We start from the raw sequence: 18303 nt of genomic DNA, 5'->3' as shown, positions 1-18303 counted from the left end.
AAGGGATAAGCGCTGAAAGCATCTAAGCGCGAAGCCCCCCTCAAGATGAGATTTCCCATTCCCTTCGTGGAAGTAAGACCCCTTGTAGATGACAAGGTAGATCGGTCCGGGGTGTAAGCACAGCAATGTGTTCAGCTGACGGATACGAATCGGTCGAGGGCTTTCCCTACTTACTTCTCGCGGTTGCTTTGCTTCTTCCATCCTCATTTTCAGGGTGTGTCCATGACACCTTTGTCTGGTGACCATAGCGGAGGGGATCCACCCGTTCCCATCCCGAACACGGAAGTTAAGCCCTCCAGCGCCGATGGTACTTGGGGATGACCCCTGGGAGAGTAGGTCGTTGCCAGGCAACAATATCCCTTACCCCTCTTAAGCAACATGCTTAAGAGGGGTTTTTGATATTCTTTTGAATCCATTTGAAACCGTACGTATTAGGAAAACATCAAGGTTATCTCTATTTTTTCTTAAGAAATTATCAATATAATACTAAAAAACAGCTCGTTCCTTTTCGGTAGACTTAATGCCGTAGGAACGAGCTGTTTTATGTGAAATGCCAGGTAGAGGAATGACTGTTCCATAGCCGCATAAATGTCACGACTTAAAAAGGATCTGTTTATCTCCTCAGGATAGTTATGAATACATGGGGAATTTCAACTGAAGGCCATCCTTGGATGAAAGGCGTATGTGGATCGTCAGGTTGTTATCACGACAACATAAAGAGAAACAAAAGAAAAGGATTAGATAATCAGTTGTCATGGAGAGAAAAATGATTGACGGAAAAGAGGTGAAAGAATGAAAAAGATCGGCATCACCATTTATGGATGCGAAAGAGATGAGGCTGAGGTTTTCAAAGAACTTTCTCCACGTTTTGGTGTCATCCCTACCATTACAAGCTCTGCCGTCTCAGAAACCAATGCAACATTGTCCCGGGGAAATCAATGCATCAGTGTTGGACACAAATCTGAGATTTCCAAACGCGTTCTAATCGCATTAAAGGATTGCGGCGTTAAGTATATCTCAACTCGAAGCATTGGTTGCAACCATATCGACATTCAGGCAGCAGAAAGTTTGGGAATCACTGTCGGAAACGTGAGATATTCACCGGATAGTGTTGCCGATTATACGTTGATGTTGATGCTGATGGCTATACGCAAAGCCAAATCCGTTATGAGTCGTGTGGAAAAGCATGATTTCAGATTGGATCATGTCCGTGGCAAAGAGCTGCGTGACATGACTGTTGGTGTATTGGGAACCGGTCGTATAGGCAAAGCCGTGATTGAGCGGCTGCACGGGTTTGGATGTCGTATACTGGCGTATGGTCACAGCCAAGAGGTGGCGGCAAATTATGTGTCCTTCAATGAGTTGCTGCAAAATAGCGACCTGATTACCATTCATGTACCACTTAACGCGGACACATACCATATGATCGGTCGCGAACAGATTAATGCCATGAAGCAAGGCGCATTTCTAATTAATACAGCGCGGGGAGCGCTTCTGGATACCAATGCTCTGATTCAAGCGTTGGAGAATGGTAAGTTGGGCGGAGCAGCGTTGGATGTGTTGGAAGGTGAGGAAGGATTTTTCTATTTTGATCATTCACGAAAATCAATAGATCATCCATTCATACTTAAGCTGCAAAAGATGCCGAATGTGATCATCACGCCGCATACGGCGTACTACACGGAACGGGCATTGTATGAAACCGTTGAAAAGACAATATTAAATTGTTTGGAATTTGAGAGGAGAGAGGCACTTGTCTAGATTAAAGATCGCCGTCTTGTTTGGCGGATGCTCAGAGGAACATGATGTGTCGGTAAAATCTGCGGTCGAGATTGCCAACAACATTGACACGGAAAAATACGAGCCCATTTACATTGGAATCACCCGATCCGGAACTTGGAAAATGTGCGAAAAACCTGGTGTGGAATGGGAAAGTGGCAATTGCTGTTCCGCCGTGCTGTCGCCGGATAAAAAAATGCATGGATTGCTTGTACAAAAGAACAATGAATATGAAATTCAACACGTAGATGCAGCATTTTCGGTTTTGCACGGCAAGTCGGGTGAGGATGGATCGATACAAGGTCTTTTTGAATTGTCCGGAATCCCGTATGTGGGCTGTGATATTCAAAGCTCAGCAATTTGTATGGATAAATCGCTGACATATATCATAGCCAAAAATGCTGGCATCGCTACTCCGGAATTCAGGGTGATCCATAAGGATGATCTGTTGGATGCGGATGTTTTGTCCTATCCTGTTTTTGTCAAGCCGGCACGTTCCGGTTCATCCTACGGTGTAAAAAAAGTCTATTGTGCGGACGAATTAAACGATGCCATTCAATTGGCTGGAGAATATGACAGCAAAATCCTGATTGAGCAAGCTGTAATGGGATATGAGGTTGGTTGTGCCGTACTGGGAAACGGTTCCGAGCTGATGGTTGGCGAGGTGGATCAAATCACGCTGCAATACGGTATCTTTCGTATTCATCAGGAAGCCGAGCCGGAGAAAGGTTCTGAAAATGCAGTGATAACCATTCCGGCAGACTTGTCGGTAGAAGATCGGGAACGGATTCGTGAAACGGCAAAAAAAATATACAGAGTGCTTGGGTGCAGAGGTCTTGCCCGTGTTGACATGTTCTTACAAAACAACGGCCGCATTGTCCTAAACGAAGTCAATACCTTGCCCGGATTCACATCGTACAGCCGGTATCCCCGTATGATGGATGCTGCTGGCATCAAACTTCCGGAATTGATTGACCGTCTGATCGAATTGGCATTAAAGAGGTGATAAGTATGGAAAAAGGATTTATATTTTTGGATGAAATTTTGTACGGAGTTCGCTGGGATGCCAAATATGCTACATGGGATAATTTCACAGGGAAACCGGTAGACGGATATGAAGTTAATCGCATCGTGGGAACTTATGACTTAGCCCTTGCGTTGCGAAAGGCACAAAAACAAGCAGAAGCTCTCGGGTATGGTTTGCTGTTGTGGGACGGCTATCGGCCCCAAAGGGCGGTGGAATGCTTTTTACGTTGGTCCGAACTACCGGAAGACAATCTTACCAAAGAAAGATATTATCCGAATATCGAGCGATCCGAATTAATCACAAAGGGATATGTTGCGCCATTATCAAGCCACAGCCGTGGAAGTGCAATTGATCTTACGCTTTATCGGTTGGATACCGGTGAACTTGTCCCCATGGGAAGCAGTTTCGATTTTATGGATGAACGCTCACATCACACCTCAAAAAAAATTTCAAGCAATGAAGCGAAAAACCGCCGGTTGTTACGTTCAATCATGGAAAACAGCGGATTTGAAGCTTACGAATATGAATGGTGGCACTACGTATTAAGAAACGAACCTTACCCTGATACGTATTTTGATTTCCCCATTGTCGGGAACCATCAAAAAGAGGACTAAATTGGGGTTCATCAATGAAATTCCGGTTGCGCAAGGGTTTTTTACATCCTTGATGTGTTTTTGCAAACAATGGATTTCTGATTTTATATCCATTGTCTTACTTTAAGATATACGTCTAATCGTATATGAATTAAAATATAGTGGGACAATAACAGATAAATGAATTTCAACATAGTCATCAGCCGGGGTTTCAGTAAACAGGAAAATCAAACTGTTTATATGTGTTGAGAGGAGAATGGGTTGGTAACTGTGAGTGATAAAATACTTGTTGTGGATGATGAACGTGAAATTGCTGATTTGGTTGAGTTATACCTGAAAAATGAGAATTATACCGTTTTCAAATGCTACACTGCCAAAGAAGCGTTGAAATGTATCGATGAGACTGACCTGGATCTTGCCATATTGGACATCATGCTTCCTGGCACAAGCGGCCTTGAAATCTGCCAAAAAATCAGGGACAATCACAATTACCCCATTATCCTGCTGACCGCAAAAGATGCGGAAGTGGACAAGGTGACGGGTCTTACGATCGGTGCAGACGATTATATCACAAAGCCCTTTCGCCCGCTTGAGTTAATTGCACGCGTCAAAGCGCAGTTGCGCCGATACAAAAAATACAATGGAGTAACAGAGCAAAAAGAAAATGTTATAGTTCATGCCGGCATTGTCATGAATATAGACACGCATGAGTGCTTTTTGAACGAGAAACCGTTATCCCTCACCCCTACTGAGTTTTCAATCCTGCGCATTCTTTGTGAAAACAAAGGAAAGGTGGTTAGTTCTGAGCAGTTGTTTCATGAGATATGGGGAGACGAATACTTCAGCAAGAGCAGCAATACCATCACCGTGCATATCCGGCATTTGCGCAAAAAAATGAATGACTCCATTGATAATCCGAAATATATCAAAACCGTATGGGGAGTTGGTTATAAAATTTGAGTGAGAAAAATAACGATTATTACAAATTAAAACGCAAACTATTCCTGTATATCCTTGTAATTGTGATCGCTGCAATTGTATTTGTTTTTTATTTGCGTGAACTCATGCGGTGGAGAACCGGGGAGTGGATCGTACGTTTTTTGGAAAACAGTTTTTACTTAGAGCGTCAGGACGCGATGTTAATATATCAATATACCATACGGAACAATATTACCATCATTATGTATGTGACGATTGCTGTTACGGTTCTGATTCTGTGCCGTATCATGCTGTCGAAATTCGCGAAATACTTCAACGAGATAAATAACGGCATTGATATACTTATCCAAAAAGAGGATAAACAAATTGAACTTTCTCCGGAAATGGAGTTTTTGGAACAGAAACTGAACACATTAAAACTGACACTGGAAAAGCGGGAGCAGGAGGCGAAGCTTGCCGAACAAAGGAAAAATGACTTTGTCATGTACTTGGCACATGATATTAAAACTCCCCTGACATCCATTATCGGTTATTTGAGCCTGCTTGATGAGGCGTCAGACATGCCGGCAGAGCAACAGGAAAAGTATATTCGTATTACATTGGACAAAGCCATTCACCTCGAACGGTTAATCGACGAGTTTTTTGAGATCACGCGATATAATCTCCAAACGATTAAACTTGAAAAAAAGCACATTGACCTGTACTACATGCTGGTGCAAATAACCGATGAATTTTACCCCCAGCTGGCCGTGAATGGAAAACAGGTTGTTATTCATGCTCCGGACGATTTGACGGTATACGCCGATCCCGATAAACTTGCCAGGGTCTTTAACAACATTTTGAAAAACGCCGTGGCATACAGTGAGAACAACAGCGTCATTGACATTACCGCGGGTCGATGCGGGGATATGGTTTCGATCGAGTTTAAAAATGCCGGGAGTATTCCTAAAAGTAAACTGGATGCCATATTTGACAAATTCTATCGGATTGATGACGCCCGCTCCTCCGGCAAAGGGGGAGCGGGACTTGGATTGGCGATTGCAAAAGAAATCGTGACTTTACACGGCGGGCGCCTTTATGCAGACAGTGATAAAACACATACTTCATTTACGGTGGAGCTCCCCGCCATGCCAAGGCAGACTTAAGAAAACATTAAGGAAATTCCCGTGTTTTCTTAAGAAATGATCAACGAAACATTAAAAAAACGACTCGTTCCTTCAGGTAGACTTCATACTGAGGGTACGAGATTTTTTTTGAATCAAAAAATGGTTTTATCGGTTGAAAATCACAGCATTTTTGATCGTTCTGAGGAAAACAAAAGAAAAATACGAATCAGGAGGAGAAACATTGGGAAGTAAAAAGTTTACATTCGGATTATTCACTGTTTATGTATTTGTGCTTGTGTGGTTGGTTCTTTTTAAATTACAGTTTTCTCTTGATTATATAGAAAGAGTGCGGGTCATTAATTTGATTCCGTTTCATCAGTCTCTTTTTTCTGAGGTATATAGCAATATAAGAATTTTTATACCCTTGGGTATTTATATTTGCATGTTGAAAAGTGAGTGGGCTTTTTCGAAAAAAGTGTCAGCCATCGTTGGTTTTACTTTGTCATTTGAAATCATTCAATTTGTTTTGGCGATTGGAAGAAGTGATTTGACGGATATCTTGGCCAATACGCTCGGGGGTGTCATCGGTATTGGAATTTATCAGCTGATATTCAAGCTTCTCAAACACAGAACAAATATTTTTATAAATTTGTTTTCCTTGTGTGTAACATCCTTTGTTATGTATTTCATTATCTTTATATTCAAAAGGCCCATCTAGCTCTCATAAAGCCTGAAAAAGATGCCAAATCAGGTGCCTTTCTCAGGCTTTTTTCATTTCTTCCATTAAATATCTGTTATCCAAAACTCCATCGTTCCTTTTTTGGTATAAATCCATCTTGTTTTCCCGTTTTTTTTTACCGGCAAAAATACAAATGGATCCGTCTGGTTCCGTCAGCTGAAAGGAAAACAGACAATGGGAGAACGATAAAGAGGAAATAGCGGTGAATCATCCGGTGGGTGCAAAGCATTTTAAAAACAAAAATTCCACTGGAAGATGATTGCCTGCGCTCGGTGAAGATCCGGAGGGTTTAAAATATAAATAAAGTGGTGGGAATATGAAAAAATTTTACGATCCCCCGGATGAAGTTGATAGAGTAAACCATCATGCAGGATTTGTGTTTTCTCAGGAAATACTCTGTGAACGAACATCCTGCTATTTTTGGTTAAAAACAAAATCGTGGTTATGTTTTTAAAATTATACTAATATAACCGTAAATTTTTTAATTTATCATTAAAAACGTGTTTAAAAGATCGATTTTAGGGAAATAAATAACGAAGCAAGATTGGAGGGGAAGTTTTGAACTACCAAATTGAAGTGAAAAATCTCACGAAGATCTTTGGCAAATCAACGAAGAAAGCTTTGAAAATGCTGAAGGAAGGAAAAGGAAAAGAAGAAATTTTCAAGGCGACCGGAGCCACGGTGGGTGTGAACCAAGCAAACTTCGCCGTGGAAAGCGGAGAAATTTTCGTGATCATGGGATTGTCCGGAAGCGGAAAATCGACGCTTCTCCGGATGTTGAACCGTCTGGTTGAACCGACCTCGGGGCAGGTTTTTATCGACAATGAAAACATTGTCGAAATGAATGCGGAGCAATTGCGGGAACTGCGGCGGAAAAAAATCAGCATGGTCTTTCAGAAATTCGCTTTGTTTCCCCATCGCACAGTGATTGAAAATGTTGAGTTCGGGTTGGAGATTCAAGGGATTTCTGCCGCCGAACGAAGAGCGAAAGCCATGGAAAGCCTGAAGTTGGTCGGTTTGGAAAGCTGGGCTGACAGTTATCCCAACCAATTGAGCGGCGGAATGCAACAACGGGTCGGGTTGGCCAGGGCGCTGGCGAACGATCCGGAGATTTTGCTGATGGACGAAGCTTTCAGTGCACTGGATCCCTTGATTCGCAAAGAGATGCAGGAAGAGCTTGTCGATCTGCAACGGTCGATGAATAAAACCGTCATATTTATCACACATGATTTGGATGAAGCGTTGCGCATCGGAGACCGGATCGTGTTGATGCGCCATGGGGAAATTGTGCAAATCGGGACGCCTGAAGAGATCTTGACCAATCCTGCCGATGCCTATGTGGAACGGTTTGTGGAAGATGTCAACCTGGGGAAAGTCCTGACCGCCGAAACGGTGATGCGCAAGGCGGAAACCATCGTTCTCGGAAAAGATGGAATCCGTGTGGCAGGAAAGAAAATGCGGGACAAAGGCATTCCCACGTTGGTGGTGGTTGACCGCAAGCGTTATTTAAAAGGGATGGTCACCGCCGATCAGGTAAAAGAAGCCTTCAAAAAAGAAAAGAAAGTGGAAGATATTTTGGTGAAAGATGTTGTGAAAGTAAAAAAAGACACTCCTTTGCAATCGATTGTATCCGAAATGGGACAACAAGCGGATTCCACCATCCCAGCCGTTGTTGTTGATGACGAGGATCGTGTGCTGGGGATTGTGGGGCGTGGTGCCGTCTGGGCGGCACTTACCGGGCAAGGAGGGGATAGCGAATGAATTTGCCGAAACTCCCTCTTGCCGACTGGGTCGATGCGTTGATTAAATGGATGCAAGAATATTTTGCGCCCTTATTTCATTTTATTCAAGGCATTATTACACCGATCACCGATTTCTTTGAACGGGTTCTATCGGTCACGCCACCATTGGTGACCATCTTGTTGCTGACCTTACTGGTGTGGTTGTTAAGCCGGCTGAGGATTGCCGTCTTTGCACTGGTGGGCTTTTTGCTGATCTATGATCTGGGATTATGGGAAACCAGCGTGGAAACCCTCGCTCTGGTCTTGACATCGACGCTGATTTCGATCATCATCGGAATCCCGCTCGGATTATGGGCCGGGCGAAGTGACCGGGTCAAACAAATTGTCACCCCGGTGCTCGATTTCATGCAGACGATGCCGGCATTTGTTTATTTGATTCCTGCGGTCTTTTTCTTTGCCTTGGGGGCTGTGCCTGCGGTGATTGCTTCGGTGGTGTTTGCCATGCCGCCGACCATCCGCATGACCAGTCTGGGATTGCGCCAGGTGTCCAAAGAGTTGAAAGAAGCGGCCAATGCTTTTGGCTCCACTTCTTGGCAACGCTTGGTCAAAGTGGAGATTCCGCTCGCGAAACCGACTATCCTGGCCGGAATCAACCAAACCATCATGCTTTCCCTATCCATGGTGGTCATCAGTTCCATGATTGGAGCCGGAGGGCTTGGTAAGATCGTGCTTGAATCGATCTCCCGGTTGCAAGTCGGTTTGGGATTTGAAGCCGGGCTGGCGATTGTCATCATCGCGATTGTGTTGGACCGGATGACGCAAAATCTGGGAAAAACAAAAACAGCTCCTTCCGGTGGAAACGGGAAGAAAAAATTCCCGGTCCGCAAATGGATGTCTGTTGTGGCGATCCTGGTGTTTTTGGGCATGGTGATTGCCGCATATGCTGATTTCGGAGGCGGCAAAGAGAAAGTGACATTGGCATACGTCAGTTGGGAATCGGAAATCGCCAGCACCAATGTCGTGAAAAAAGTCCTGGAGAAACAAGGATTTGAAGTTGATCTGGTGGAAACCCAGGCAACCCCGATGTGGCAGGGCGTGGCCCAGGGAGATGTGGATGCTCATGTGGCGGGTTGGTTCCCGGTGACATCCAAAGTGATTGCTGACCAATTCAAAGGGCAATATGTGGATCTGGGCCCCAATTTGGAAGGAGCGCGGGTCGGACTGGTGGTTCCTTCGTATGTCAAAGCCAATTCAATTACAGAGCTGAATCAATATAAAGATCAATTCAAAGGAAGGATTGTCGGAATCGACCCCGGGGCTTCCATGATGCAAACAACGGAAAAAGTGATTGATGAATACGGATTGGATTTTCAATTGATCAATGGTTCGGATGCCACCATGTCCGCTGAATTGTCCAAAGCCATTCAGAAAAAGGAATGGATTGTGGTGACCGGATGGCAGCCTCACTGGAAATTTGCCGATTTCGACCTGAAGTTTTTGGAAGACCCGAAAAAAATGTTTGGCGGGGAAGAAGCCATCCACACGATTGTCCGGAAAGGCTTGAAAGAAGACAAGCCGGAGGTGTACCGGATCCTCGATCGTTTCCATTGGACGAAAGAAGATATGGAAGAAGTGATGTCCGATATCCACAATGGCATGAGCCCTGACAAAGCAGCAGAAAAATGGGTCGAAAATCATCCGGACAAAGTCAAAGAGTGGACACAGGGAGAATGAGGCACAAAGTGAGAGAAGAAAACTCTTCTCTCACTTTTTTTTAAGGTGTTGCATTTTCTTCAGCGCGCATTTTCTTTTCATATGCTTTGAAGAACGGATAGTAAATGAATCCGGACAGCAAAATATTGACAAAAACCAGGAGAATGGCCCGCCAATCTCCCCCGGTGGCCACATAAGCGCCAAACGGGGCGGGAAGGGTCCACGGAGCCAATATGGAAATGCGTTGGATCCAGTCCAAGGAGAAAGCGAGATAAGTGGTGACGGTACAGGCAACCGGTGCGAGAATGGCCGGAATCACAAGGAGGGGATTCATGACGATGGGTACGCCGAAAATGACCGGTTCGTTGATGTTAAACAAGCTGGGGACAATGGAAAAACGGCCGACTTGCCTCAGGTAAGAAGATTTGGAAAATAAGAGCAACAAACAGAGTGAGAGCGTGGTTCCCGAACCGCCGATCCAGACAAACCATTGATAAAACGGTTCCACGATCATGTTGGGCAACGGCTGTCCGGATGCCGCCGCGGCCGCATTTTCATCCAACAGCGCAAACCAGATGGGTTGCAAAACGGTTCCCACCACCGCCACCCCGTGGATCCCGGCACACCACAGCAGCATGATGAAAACAACCGGAATCACGGCGCCCAAGAAAGTGTTCCCTGCAAAATAAACCAAGGGCGAAAAGAGTTTGAGCAACACATTGTGCAAGTCGATTTCCAGCCAGACGCGAATGATCCACATTAGCAAAATAATGCATGCCGCCGGAATCAATGCTTCAAATGACCGGGACACGGAGGAAGGAACGGATTCGTGCATCTTGATGGAGAAACCTGATTTTTTCAACCAGTGCATGGTTTCCACGGCGATGAACATGGCGATGATCGACATGAACAATCCGGAGCCGCCCATTTTGCTGACGGGAAGCAACCATCCCAGTGCTTCGTTTTCCGGAAGGAGATGATCCAGGTTAACGGGAAGGGTCGCCATGATAAACGTGGCGGCACTGAGCAATCCGCCGGTGATTCCATCCAGATCATAAGAACGGGCCAGGCTGTACCCCATGCTGAACGAGGCATACAACGCCATCAACCCCAAAGTCAGCCGGTAAGGAATCAAAATGTCTTCCGCGTAAGGTTTGACCATGGCTTCGAGCGAAGGAACGGGAGGTGAGGCAATGATTAAAAAGAGGGAACCGATGATGATGAGAGGAAGCGTTGCGATAATTCCGTCGCGAATGGCCCTTAAATGACGCAATTCCGAGAGTTTGGCGAAAGGAGGCATCCATTTTGTTTCAATCCAGTTTAAAAACCGCTCCATGGTCGTCCTCCTTTTGAAAAAGGATGATATCCAAATGGTTATAAATATTATAACATATATATATCAGAATATTTTTTCTCTTTTGTTTTTAAAACTGTCGTGGCTTGTCTTTTCGGAAAAGGAGGTGGTTGCTTTCATTGATATGAGCGGCGGGGTCCGGGTTGGTGGCCTTGGCAGACAAGATGATATGAAATAATTTGTAAAATATATGAATAGACTTTTTTTATCAATTCTAGTAGATTAAAGGTAAATAAAGCGATGAACTGGAAAAAAGAGGTTATTTTGTGTTGTTAAAAAGGAGAGGATTCGGGATGAAAGTGTTGATTGTGTGTGCAGGAGGCATGTCCAGCGCGATTGTTTTGAAAGCAATTCAGTTGGAAGCTGAAAAACAAGGGCTGCCACTCACCTTGAAAGCGATCGGTGCCCATGAACTGGAAAATGAATTGCCCGATTATGACATGGCACTGGTTGCCCCGCAAATCCGCCACCGGTTTGTTTCGCTTTCTGATATCGGAAAAAAGCTCAATAAAAAGGTGCAACTCATCCCTTCCACGGGATATACGCCGATGGGAGCCCCGAGTGTGATCGAAATGATAAAAAAGGAGTTATCGTAAATTGGAACAAGAAATTTTTGAAATCATATTGCACGCCGGAAACGCGCGCGGACTTGCTTTTGAGTCGTTGGAAGCGGCAGAAGATTTTGATTTTGAAAGAGCGGAGCAGTTGATTCAAGAAGCGGATAATGAGTTGGCGGTTGCGCATCAATTGCAAACAAAGCTGATCCAGGCGGAACTGAATGGAACCCTGAAGGAAAAAACGTTATTATTGATTCATGCACAGGATCATTTGATGACGGCGATGAGTGAGCAAAAATTGATTGAACGGATGATCCGGATCATCAAAAAGCTGAAAGCATGAAAAGGTGGGGAAATCATTGAAACGATTGGGGATCTCTTTATATCCCGGGCGCACCACGTTTGAGAAGGACCGGGCTTATTTGGAAACAGCAGCAAAATACGGATTTTCCCGGGTGTTTACGTGTTTCATTTCACTGAATGAGCAAGACGGTGCCAAGCGGGAACAATTGAAACAAACGATTGCGTATGCAAAACAGCTGGGAATGGAAGTTTATATCGATGTCAATCCGCGCGTTTTTTCCAACCTCGGGGTCCGGGCGGATGATTTGTCTTTATTTCATGACTGGGGGGTTGCCGGAATCCGGCTGGATCTGGGCTTTTCTGGGCAAGAAGAGGCCATGATGACTTACAATCCTTACGGCATCAAGATCGAGATCAACATGAGCCAGGGAACCCGTTCCATCGACCAGATTCTCAGTTACCAACCCAACAAAGAGCAACTGACCGGTTGCCACAACTTTTATCCTCACCGGTATACCGGGTTGTCCTATGATCATTTCGCCCGGACCAGTTCCGCTTTTAAAGCCTTGGGGATTCAAACGGCTGCCTTTGTCAGTTCACAAAGTGCCACCCTGGGGCCGAGAGAGATCGCGGAAGGATTGTGTACCTTGGAAATGCACCGGGAACTGCCAATCGAAATTCAGGCCAAACACTTCTTTATGACCGGGTGGATTGATGACGTGATCATCGGCAATGCCTATGCGTCGGAAGAAGAGTTGAAAAAGCTCAGCCAAATTACTCCGGAAATTCCGGCGTTTACGGTGAACATGTCTGAAGATGCCACGCCTTTGGAGAAAAAAATTGTGTTTGAGGAATCCCATGTATACCGGGGCGATGTTTCCGAATACATGATCCGTTCCACTGGGAGTCGCGTAAAATATAAACAAGCTTCTTTTCCCCCGCATAACACCCAGGAAATCCGCCGGGGGGATGTTTTGATTGACAACGATCATTACGGCCAATACAAAGGAGAACTGCAAATTGCCTTAAAACCGATGAAAAATGACGGCCGGACCAATGTGGTGGGCCGGATTGAAGAACAAGAATTGTTTTTGCTGGATTATTTGAAACCTTGGAGCCCGTTTCGGTTTGAGCGTTCCTGAGGAATAATTCGAAACAAGAAGGTGTCAAGCATGGAGCATTTCAACAATCAGAAAATATTGCCAGCAGCCAATAATATCAAGGAATTTGAAAAGCTGATGGAAACAGACTTTGAATATGTCATTCTGTTAAACAGCCACATTGCTCAGCTGACAGCTTTAATGAAATTGGCACGGCGCCATCAAAAGAAAGTGCTGTTGCATGTTGATCTGGTTCAGGGGTTGAGAAGTGATGAATACGGTGCGGAATATCTGTGCCAAAAAGTCAAACCGGCCGGATTGATCTCCACGCGGACGCCGGTGATCCAAATGGCCAAAAAAAGATCGTTGATTGCGATTCAACGCATTTTTCTGTTGGATTCGCATGCTTTAAACACCAGCTACCGGCTGATTCAATCGTTCCAGCCGGATTACATTGAAGTCTTGCCCGGAATCATCCCCCATATCATCCGGGAAATTTCCGACAATACCAACGTACCGATTCTGGCCGGGGGCTTGATCCGGACCGTGGAGGAAGCCCGGGAAGCATTACAGGCCGGAGCCGTTGCGATCACGACCTCTGAACAGAAGATATGGAATAAAATTAATTAAAAAGAAATTGATTTATAAAAAACATTAATTTATAATAAGTATGAAATCGTTTTCGCGAATAAAAAGTTAATCAGGCATACCAGTGATGAGACAGGGAGAATCACGACGTCCTTTTTTCTAACGGTTGTGGAAAAAGGTTCTTAGTGATTCTTTTTGTTTTTTTTGGGCATCTCGGGGAAAGGAGCGTATGGATTGGATGACACCGTTTACGGCTGAACTCATTGGAACCATGATCCTGATTGTTTTTGGAGGCGGTGTGTGCGCCGGAGTCAATTTGAAGAAGACATTTTCCCATGACTCCGGTTGGATTGTCATTGTGTTTGGATGGGGTTTTGCGGTGATGTTGGGTGCCTATGTGGCAGGGGACATCAGCGGTGCCCATTTGAATCCGGCATTGACCATCGGTCTGGCAGTGGCCGGCAAGTTCCTTTGGAGCCAGGTACTGTCCTATATCGCGGCTCAGATGATCGGTGCCTTTTTGGGAGCGGTGATTGTCTGGCTTTTCTATTATCCGCATTGGGAACAAACGGAGGACCCCGCCGCAAAGTTGTCTGTTTTTTCCACTGCCCCGGCCGTTCCGAATTTCTTTTTTAATTTGATTAGTGAGATGATTGGGACATTTTTCTTGGTTTTTATTTTGCTGGTCATGGGCGCAGAAGGAATGGCGTTTGCTGACGGGTTAAAAAACCTGATTGTCGGCTTTTTGATTGTGGCGATCGGAATCTCACTCGGAGGGGCCACGGGTTATGCGATTAACCCGGCTCGTGATTTTGGCCCCCGTCTGGCCCATTTTCTTTTGCCGATTCCCGGAAAAGGGGATTCCAATTGGGGATATGCGTGGGTGCCGGTAGTCGGACCGGTGATTGGCGGAATCGTTGCCGCATGGGCTTATCAGATTCTCTTTTAGAGATTAAATGAGGTGATTGGAAAGTGACGAAAAAATATGTATTGGCGATCGATCAGGGAACAACCAGTTCCCGGGCAATTTTGTTTGACCGGCAGGGCAAAATGGTTCACATGGCCCAAAAAGAATTCCAACAATATTTTCCTCATCCCGGCTGGGTGGAACATGACGCCATGGAGATTTGGAGTTCGGTCCAAAGTGTGATTGCCGAACTGTTGGCGAAATCATCCGTGTCCGCTTCTGATATTGCTGCCATTGGCATCACCAATCAGCGGGAAACGACGGTGGTCTGGGACAAAAAAACAGGAAACCCGGTCTATCCGGCGATCGTTTGGCAATCGAGGCAAACGGCCTCCATCTGCGAAGAATTGAATCAAAAAGGATATACTGACTTATTCCGGAAGAAAACTGGTCTTCTCATTGATCCTTATTTTTCCGGGACCAAGGTCAAGTGGATTTTGGATCATGTCAAAGGGGCGCGGGAAAAAGCGGAAAGAGGAGACTTGCTGTTTGGCACCATTGACACGTGGCTGGTCTGGAAGTTGTCAGGCGGACGGGCGCATGTGACGGACTATTCCAATGCTTCCCGGACATTGATGTATAATATTTATGATTTAAAATGGGATCCGGATTTGCTCTCCATTTTGGACATTCCGGGGAAGATGCTGCCGGAAGTGCGTTCCTCTTCGGAAGTGTATACGGTGACGGAAAAATCCTTGTTCTTTGGAGAGGAAGTGCCTGTATCCGGTATTGCCGGGGATCAACAGGCCGCCCTTTTCGGACAGGCGTGTTTTGAACCGGGAATGGCCAAAAACACTTATGGAACCGGTTGCTTCATGTTGATGCACACGGGGGAAAATGCTGTGCCCTCCAAGCACGGGCTGCTGACCACGATTGCCTGGGGTTTGGACGGCAAAGTGGAGTATGCGCTGGAGGGAAGTATTTTTGTTTCCGGATCCGCCATCCAATGGTTGCGGGACGGATTAAAGCTGATCGATGAAGCCGGAGAAAGTGAAGCCATGGCCAATGAAGTGGATTCGACCGGAGGCGTTTATGTGGTTCCGGCATTTGTGGGGTTGGGAACGCCTTACTGGGATTCCGATGCCCGGGGGGCTGTCTTCGGACTGACAAGGGGAACCACCCGGGCGCATTTTGTCAGGGCCACGCTGGAGTCGTTGGCTTACCAAACCAAAGATGTGCTCAATGTCATGGAGGAAGATTCGCAAATCCGGCTGAAAAAACTTCGTGTGGACGGCGGGGCTTCCGTTAATAACTTTTTGATGCAGTTCCAAAGCGATTTGTTGGATGTTCCTGTCGAAAGACCGCTTGTCCTTGAAACCACGGCCTTGGGAGCGGCTTACCTGGCGGGCCTTTCTGTCGGCTTTTGGAAAAGCAAAAAGGAAATTGCTGAAAATTGGGTGATCGATCGTGCGTTCCAATCCAATATGGATGACAAAACCCGGACCCGGTGGTATAATAATTGGAGAAAAGCGGTTGAAGCAACCCGTGCATTTAAAACAGCGGATTAATTTGGATATAAGTTAATAGACGGATGAGATCTGGAGAACAGCCTTGAAACTCCTTTGCCGTATCGGGCACAGGGGTTTTTACGGCTGTTATTTTTTTAAAAGGAGGAAATAACCGTGAGCGGAGCTTTTTCTGTGTTGAACCGGGAACAAAAAATCAAGGATGTCCTTTCCCGGGAAATAGACCTTTTGGTGATTGGCGGGGGGATTACCGGCGCGGGCATTGCGTTGGATGCAAAGACTCGCGGTTTAAACACTGTCTTGATCGAGATGCAGGATTTTGCGGCAGGGACGTCGAGCCGTTCCACCAAATTGGTGCACGGAGGATTGCGGTATTTAAAACAATTGGAAGTCCGTTTGGTGAAGGAAGTGGGGAGAGAGCGGGCGATTGTTTATGAGAATGGCCCGCATGTGACCCGGCCCGAATGGATGTTGTTGCCGGTCATCAAAGGCGGGACGTACGGAAAATTGGCCAGTTCCATTGGGATTTGGCTCTACGATTATCTGGCAGGGGTGAAAAAGAGTGAGCGCCGGCAGATGTTGAACCGGGAAGAAACGCTTGAAAAAGAACCCTTGTTGCGAAAAGAAGGATTAAAGGGAAGCGCTTATTATGTGGAGTACCGGACTGATGATGCGCGCCTGACATTGGAAGTTTTGAAAAAAGCCGTCGAATACGGGGTGGATGCTTTCAATTACATGAAAGCCGAGAAATTGCTGTATCAAGACGGAAAGTTGGTTGGCGTTCAAGTGCGGGATTTGTTGAATGGGGAAATTTATCAAATTTACGCTAAAAAAATTGTCAATGCAACCGGGCCGTGGTGCGATGAAATTCGTGAAAAAGACGGGTCCAAAAAAGGGAAAACCTTGCATTGGACCAAAGGTGTTCACTTGGTGGTGAATCAGGGACGGTTCCCGTTGCGGCAAGCCGTTTACTTTGACACCCCGGACGGGAGAATGGTTTTTGCCATTCCACGGGACGGGAAAACATACATTGGCACGACGGACACGAATTATTCCGGCGATTTGGCTCACCCGCGGGTGACGGAAGAAGACAGGGATTATCTGTTGAATGCAGCCAACTTTATGTTTCCCGACATCCGTCTGACAAAAGATGATGTCGAATCCAGTTGGGCGGGGATCCGTCCGCTGATTCATGAAGAAGGAAAGTCTCCTTCTGAGATTTCGCGAAAGGATGAGATTTTTCGTTCCCCGTCCGGATTGATTACCATTGCGGGCGGGAAGTTGACTGGTTACCGGAAAATGGCGGAAAGAACCGTTGATTTGGTGGCGAAGGAATTGACGGAAGAAGCGGGTTATCAGTTGAAACCCTGCCATACCGACCGCATCCGCATTTCCGGAGGGGATGTCGGTGGTTCCGATCAATGGCAAGGCTTTTTGGAATCGAAGAAAAAGGCCGGGGAAGCGATCGGTTTATCTGCTCAGGCGGCAGAAGAACTTGTTCAACGTTATGGCAGCAACGTGGATCAGGTTTATTGTTATGTGGAGGAAGGAAAGGAGGCGGCTTCCCGATACCAATTGGCTCCGGAAGTTTACGGGATGCTCAAATACGGGATTTTGGAAGAGTCTGTGGCGACTCCTGCCGATTTTTTCATTCGCAGGACCGGCAGTTTGTTGTTCCAAATTGACTGGGTGCATCAATGGAAAGAATCCGTGCTTCAAATGATGAAAGATGAGTTTGGCTGGACGGAGGATGAAGTGAAGAAATATCACGATCAATTGCAAAAAGAATTGGAGGCGGCCACCACAGCGGTTGAAAGGGAATAAGGGCGAGGCTTCCGGATTTCTTTTTCCTTTTCGGGCGAAGCAGGAGATTGCTTCGCCCGTGATTTCAATGGATTCGAATAGTTTTATTTAGAACGGAAATTTTTTTATTTTTTTGTTGACAAAACCCCATCAAGGTGTTAGGATAGTATCTGTCGCCGCAAGAGAGCGGCACAAACAAAGTGAAATGAAGTGTTCCTTGAAAACTGAAGAGTGAAGACATGACTCGTTAATTCTTGAGAGTTCACATCAAACTTTTTTGGAGAGTTTGATCCTGGCTCAGGATGAACGCTGGCGGCGTGCCTAATACATGCAAGTCGAGCGGGAGAATCATCCTTCGGGATGAGGATCCAGCGGCGAACGGGTGAGTAACACGTGGGCAACCTGCCCGCAAGACCGGGATAACTCCGGGAAACCGGGGCTAATACCGGATAGGCCATTTCCCCGCATGGGGAAATGGGGAAAGGCGGCTTCGGCTGTCACTTGCGGATGGGCCCGCGGCGCATTAG

At 46.0% G+C, this 18303-nt stretch carries 15 protein-coding genes, 3 rRNA genes and 1 pseudogene; 18 read left to right on the top strand and 1 reads right to left on the bottom strand.

Annotated elements, in window-relative coordinates; translation table 11 throughout:
* The 10 genes from ATH33_RS00095 to ATH33_RS00050 form a co-directional block, all read left to right on the top strand.
* Window positions 1–170, top strand: a 23S ribosomal RNA gene (locus tag ATH33_RS00095); the annotation flags it as partial.
* Window positions 171–234: 64 nt separating this feature from the next.
* Window positions 235–349, top strand: a 5S ribosomal RNA gene (rrf, locus tag ATH33_RS00090).
* 443 nt (window positions 350–792) lie between these two features.
* Window positions 793–1761: a D-lactate dehydrogenase VanH gene (vanH, locus tag ATH33_RS00085; protein WP_037997109.1), complete on the top strand. Its 969-nt coding sequence runs from the start codon at window positions 793–795 to the stop codon at window positions 1759–1761.
* The gene (gene vanA / locus ATH33_RS00080; protein ID WP_037997108.1) at window positions 1754–2785 is read left to right on the top strand and encodes a D-alanine--(R)-lactate ligase; all 1032 of its coding nucleotides are present in this window, start codon (window positions 1754–1756) and stop codon (window positions 2783–2785) included. The genes vanH and vanA overlap by 8 nt, the downstream gene beginning before the upstream one ends.
* Before the next feature lie 5 nt (window positions 2786–2790).
* Window positions 2791–3420 (top strand): D-Ala-D-Ala dipeptidase VanX, encoded by a 630-nt coding sequence (vanX, locus tag ATH33_RS00075; RefSeq protein WP_037997107.1) that lies wholly within the window; start codon window positions 2791–2793, stop codon window positions 3418–3420.
* Between the two features lie 249 nt (window positions 3421–3669).
* On the top strand, window positions 3670–4359 hold the full coding sequence (gene vanR, locus ATH33_RS00070; protein ID WP_037997106.1) for a VanR-ABDEGLN family response regulator transcription factor: 690 nt from the start codon (window positions 3670–3672) through the stop codon (window positions 4357–4359).
* On the top strand, window positions 4356–5483 hold the full coding sequence (gene vanS / locus ATH33_RS00065; RefSeq protein ID WP_121873904.1) for a vancomycin resistance histidine kinase VanS: 1128 nt from the start codon (window positions 4356–4358) through the stop codon (window positions 5481–5483). Before vanR ends, vanS begins: the two co-directional genes overlap by 4 nt.
* Window positions 5484–5685: 202 nt before the next feature.
* Window positions 5686–6162, top strand: a complete 477-nt coding sequence (locus ATH33_RS00060; RefSeq protein ID WP_037997103.1) for a VanZ family protein — start codon at window positions 5686–5688, stop codon at window positions 6160–6162.
* Window positions 6163–6741: 579 nt separating this feature from the next.
* A complete protein-coding gene (locus tag ATH33_RS00055; RefSeq protein ID WP_037997101.1) occupies window positions 6742–7944 on the top strand; it encodes a quaternary amine ABC transporter ATP-binding protein in 1203 nt (400 codons plus the stop codon).
* Complete coding sequence (locus tag ATH33_RS00050) at window positions 7941–9659, top strand: ABC transporter permease/substrate binding protein (protein WP_121873903.1); 1719 nt, start codon at window positions 7941–7943, stop codon at window positions 9657–9659. Before ATH33_RS00055 ends, ATH33_RS00050 begins: the two co-directional genes overlap by 4 nt.
* A gap of 40 nt (window positions 9660–9699) precedes the next feature.
* Here the strand turns inward: ATH33_RS00050 and ATH33_RS00045 are convergent, their stop codons facing one another.
* Window positions 9700–10974: a PTS sugar transporter subunit IIC gene (locus ATH33_RS00045; RefSeq protein WP_037997099.1), complete on the bottom strand. Its 1275-nt coding sequence runs from the start codon at window positions 10972–10974 to the stop codon at window positions 9700–9702.
* Window positions 10975–11285: 311 nt separating this feature from the next.
* Between ATH33_RS00045 and ATH33_RS00040 the strand changes: the two genes are divergently transcribed.
* From ATH33_RS00040 to ATH33_RS00005, 8 genes and pseudogenes are all read left to right on the top strand, one after another.
* Window positions 11286–11588, top strand: coding sequence for a PTS sugar transporter subunit IIB (locus tag ATH33_RS00040; RefSeq protein ID WP_037997097.1), 303 nt, complete (start codon window positions 11286–11288; stop codon window positions 11586–11588).
* A 1-nt stretch (window position 11589) separates the two neighbouring features.
* Complete coding sequence (locus ATH33_RS00035; RefSeq protein WP_037997095.1) at window positions 11590–11892, top strand: PTS lactose/cellobiose transporter subunit IIA; 303 nt, start codon at window positions 11590–11592, stop codon at window positions 11890–11892.
* A 16-nt stretch (window positions 11893–11908) separates the two neighbouring features.
* Window positions 11909–12994 carry a DUF871 domain-containing protein gene (locus ATH33_RS00030; RefSeq protein ID WP_037997092.1) on the top strand — a complete coding sequence of 362 codons (1086 nt, stop codon included), beginning with the start codon at window positions 11909–11911 and terminating at the stop codon, window positions 12992–12994.
* A 30-nt stretch (window positions 12995–13024) separates the two neighbouring features.
* Complete coding sequence (locus ATH33_RS00025; protein ID WP_037997090.1) at window positions 13025–13582, top strand: glycerol-3-phosphate responsive antiterminator; 558 nt, start codon at window positions 13025–13027, stop codon at window positions 13580–13582.
* A gap of 196 nt (window positions 13583–13778) precedes the next feature.
* Window positions 13779–14486 (top strand): annotated as a pseudogene (locus ATH33_RS00020) (MIP/aquaporin family protein); the annotation flags it as partial.
* A gap of 26 nt (window positions 14487–14512) precedes the next feature.
* Complete coding sequence (gene glpK / locus ATH33_RS00015; protein ID WP_037997089.1) at window positions 14513–16015, top strand: glycerol kinase GlpK; 1503 nt, start codon at window positions 14513–14515, stop codon at window positions 16013–16015.
* Window positions 16016–16129: 114 nt separating this feature from the next.
* Window positions 16130–17797 carry a glycerol-3-phosphate dehydrogenase/oxidase gene (locus ATH33_RS00010; protein ID WP_049720226.1) on the top strand — a complete coding sequence of 556 codons (1668 nt, stop codon included), beginning with the start codon at window positions 16130–16132 and terminating at the stop codon, window positions 17795–17797.
* Window positions 17798–18050: 253 nt separating this feature from the next.
* Window positions 18051–18303, top strand: a 16S ribosomal RNA gene (locus ATH33_RS00005); the annotation flags it as partial.

The sequence above is a fragment of the Thermoactinomyces vulgaris genome, from assembly GCF_003688725.1.
Lineage (GTDB): Bacteria > Bacillota > Bacilli > Thermoactinomycetales > Thermoactinomycetaceae > Thermoactinomyces > Thermoactinomyces vulgaris.
Note: the sequence above shows the minus strand (reverse complement) of the source record. Positions and strands in the feature narration are given on the sequence as shown.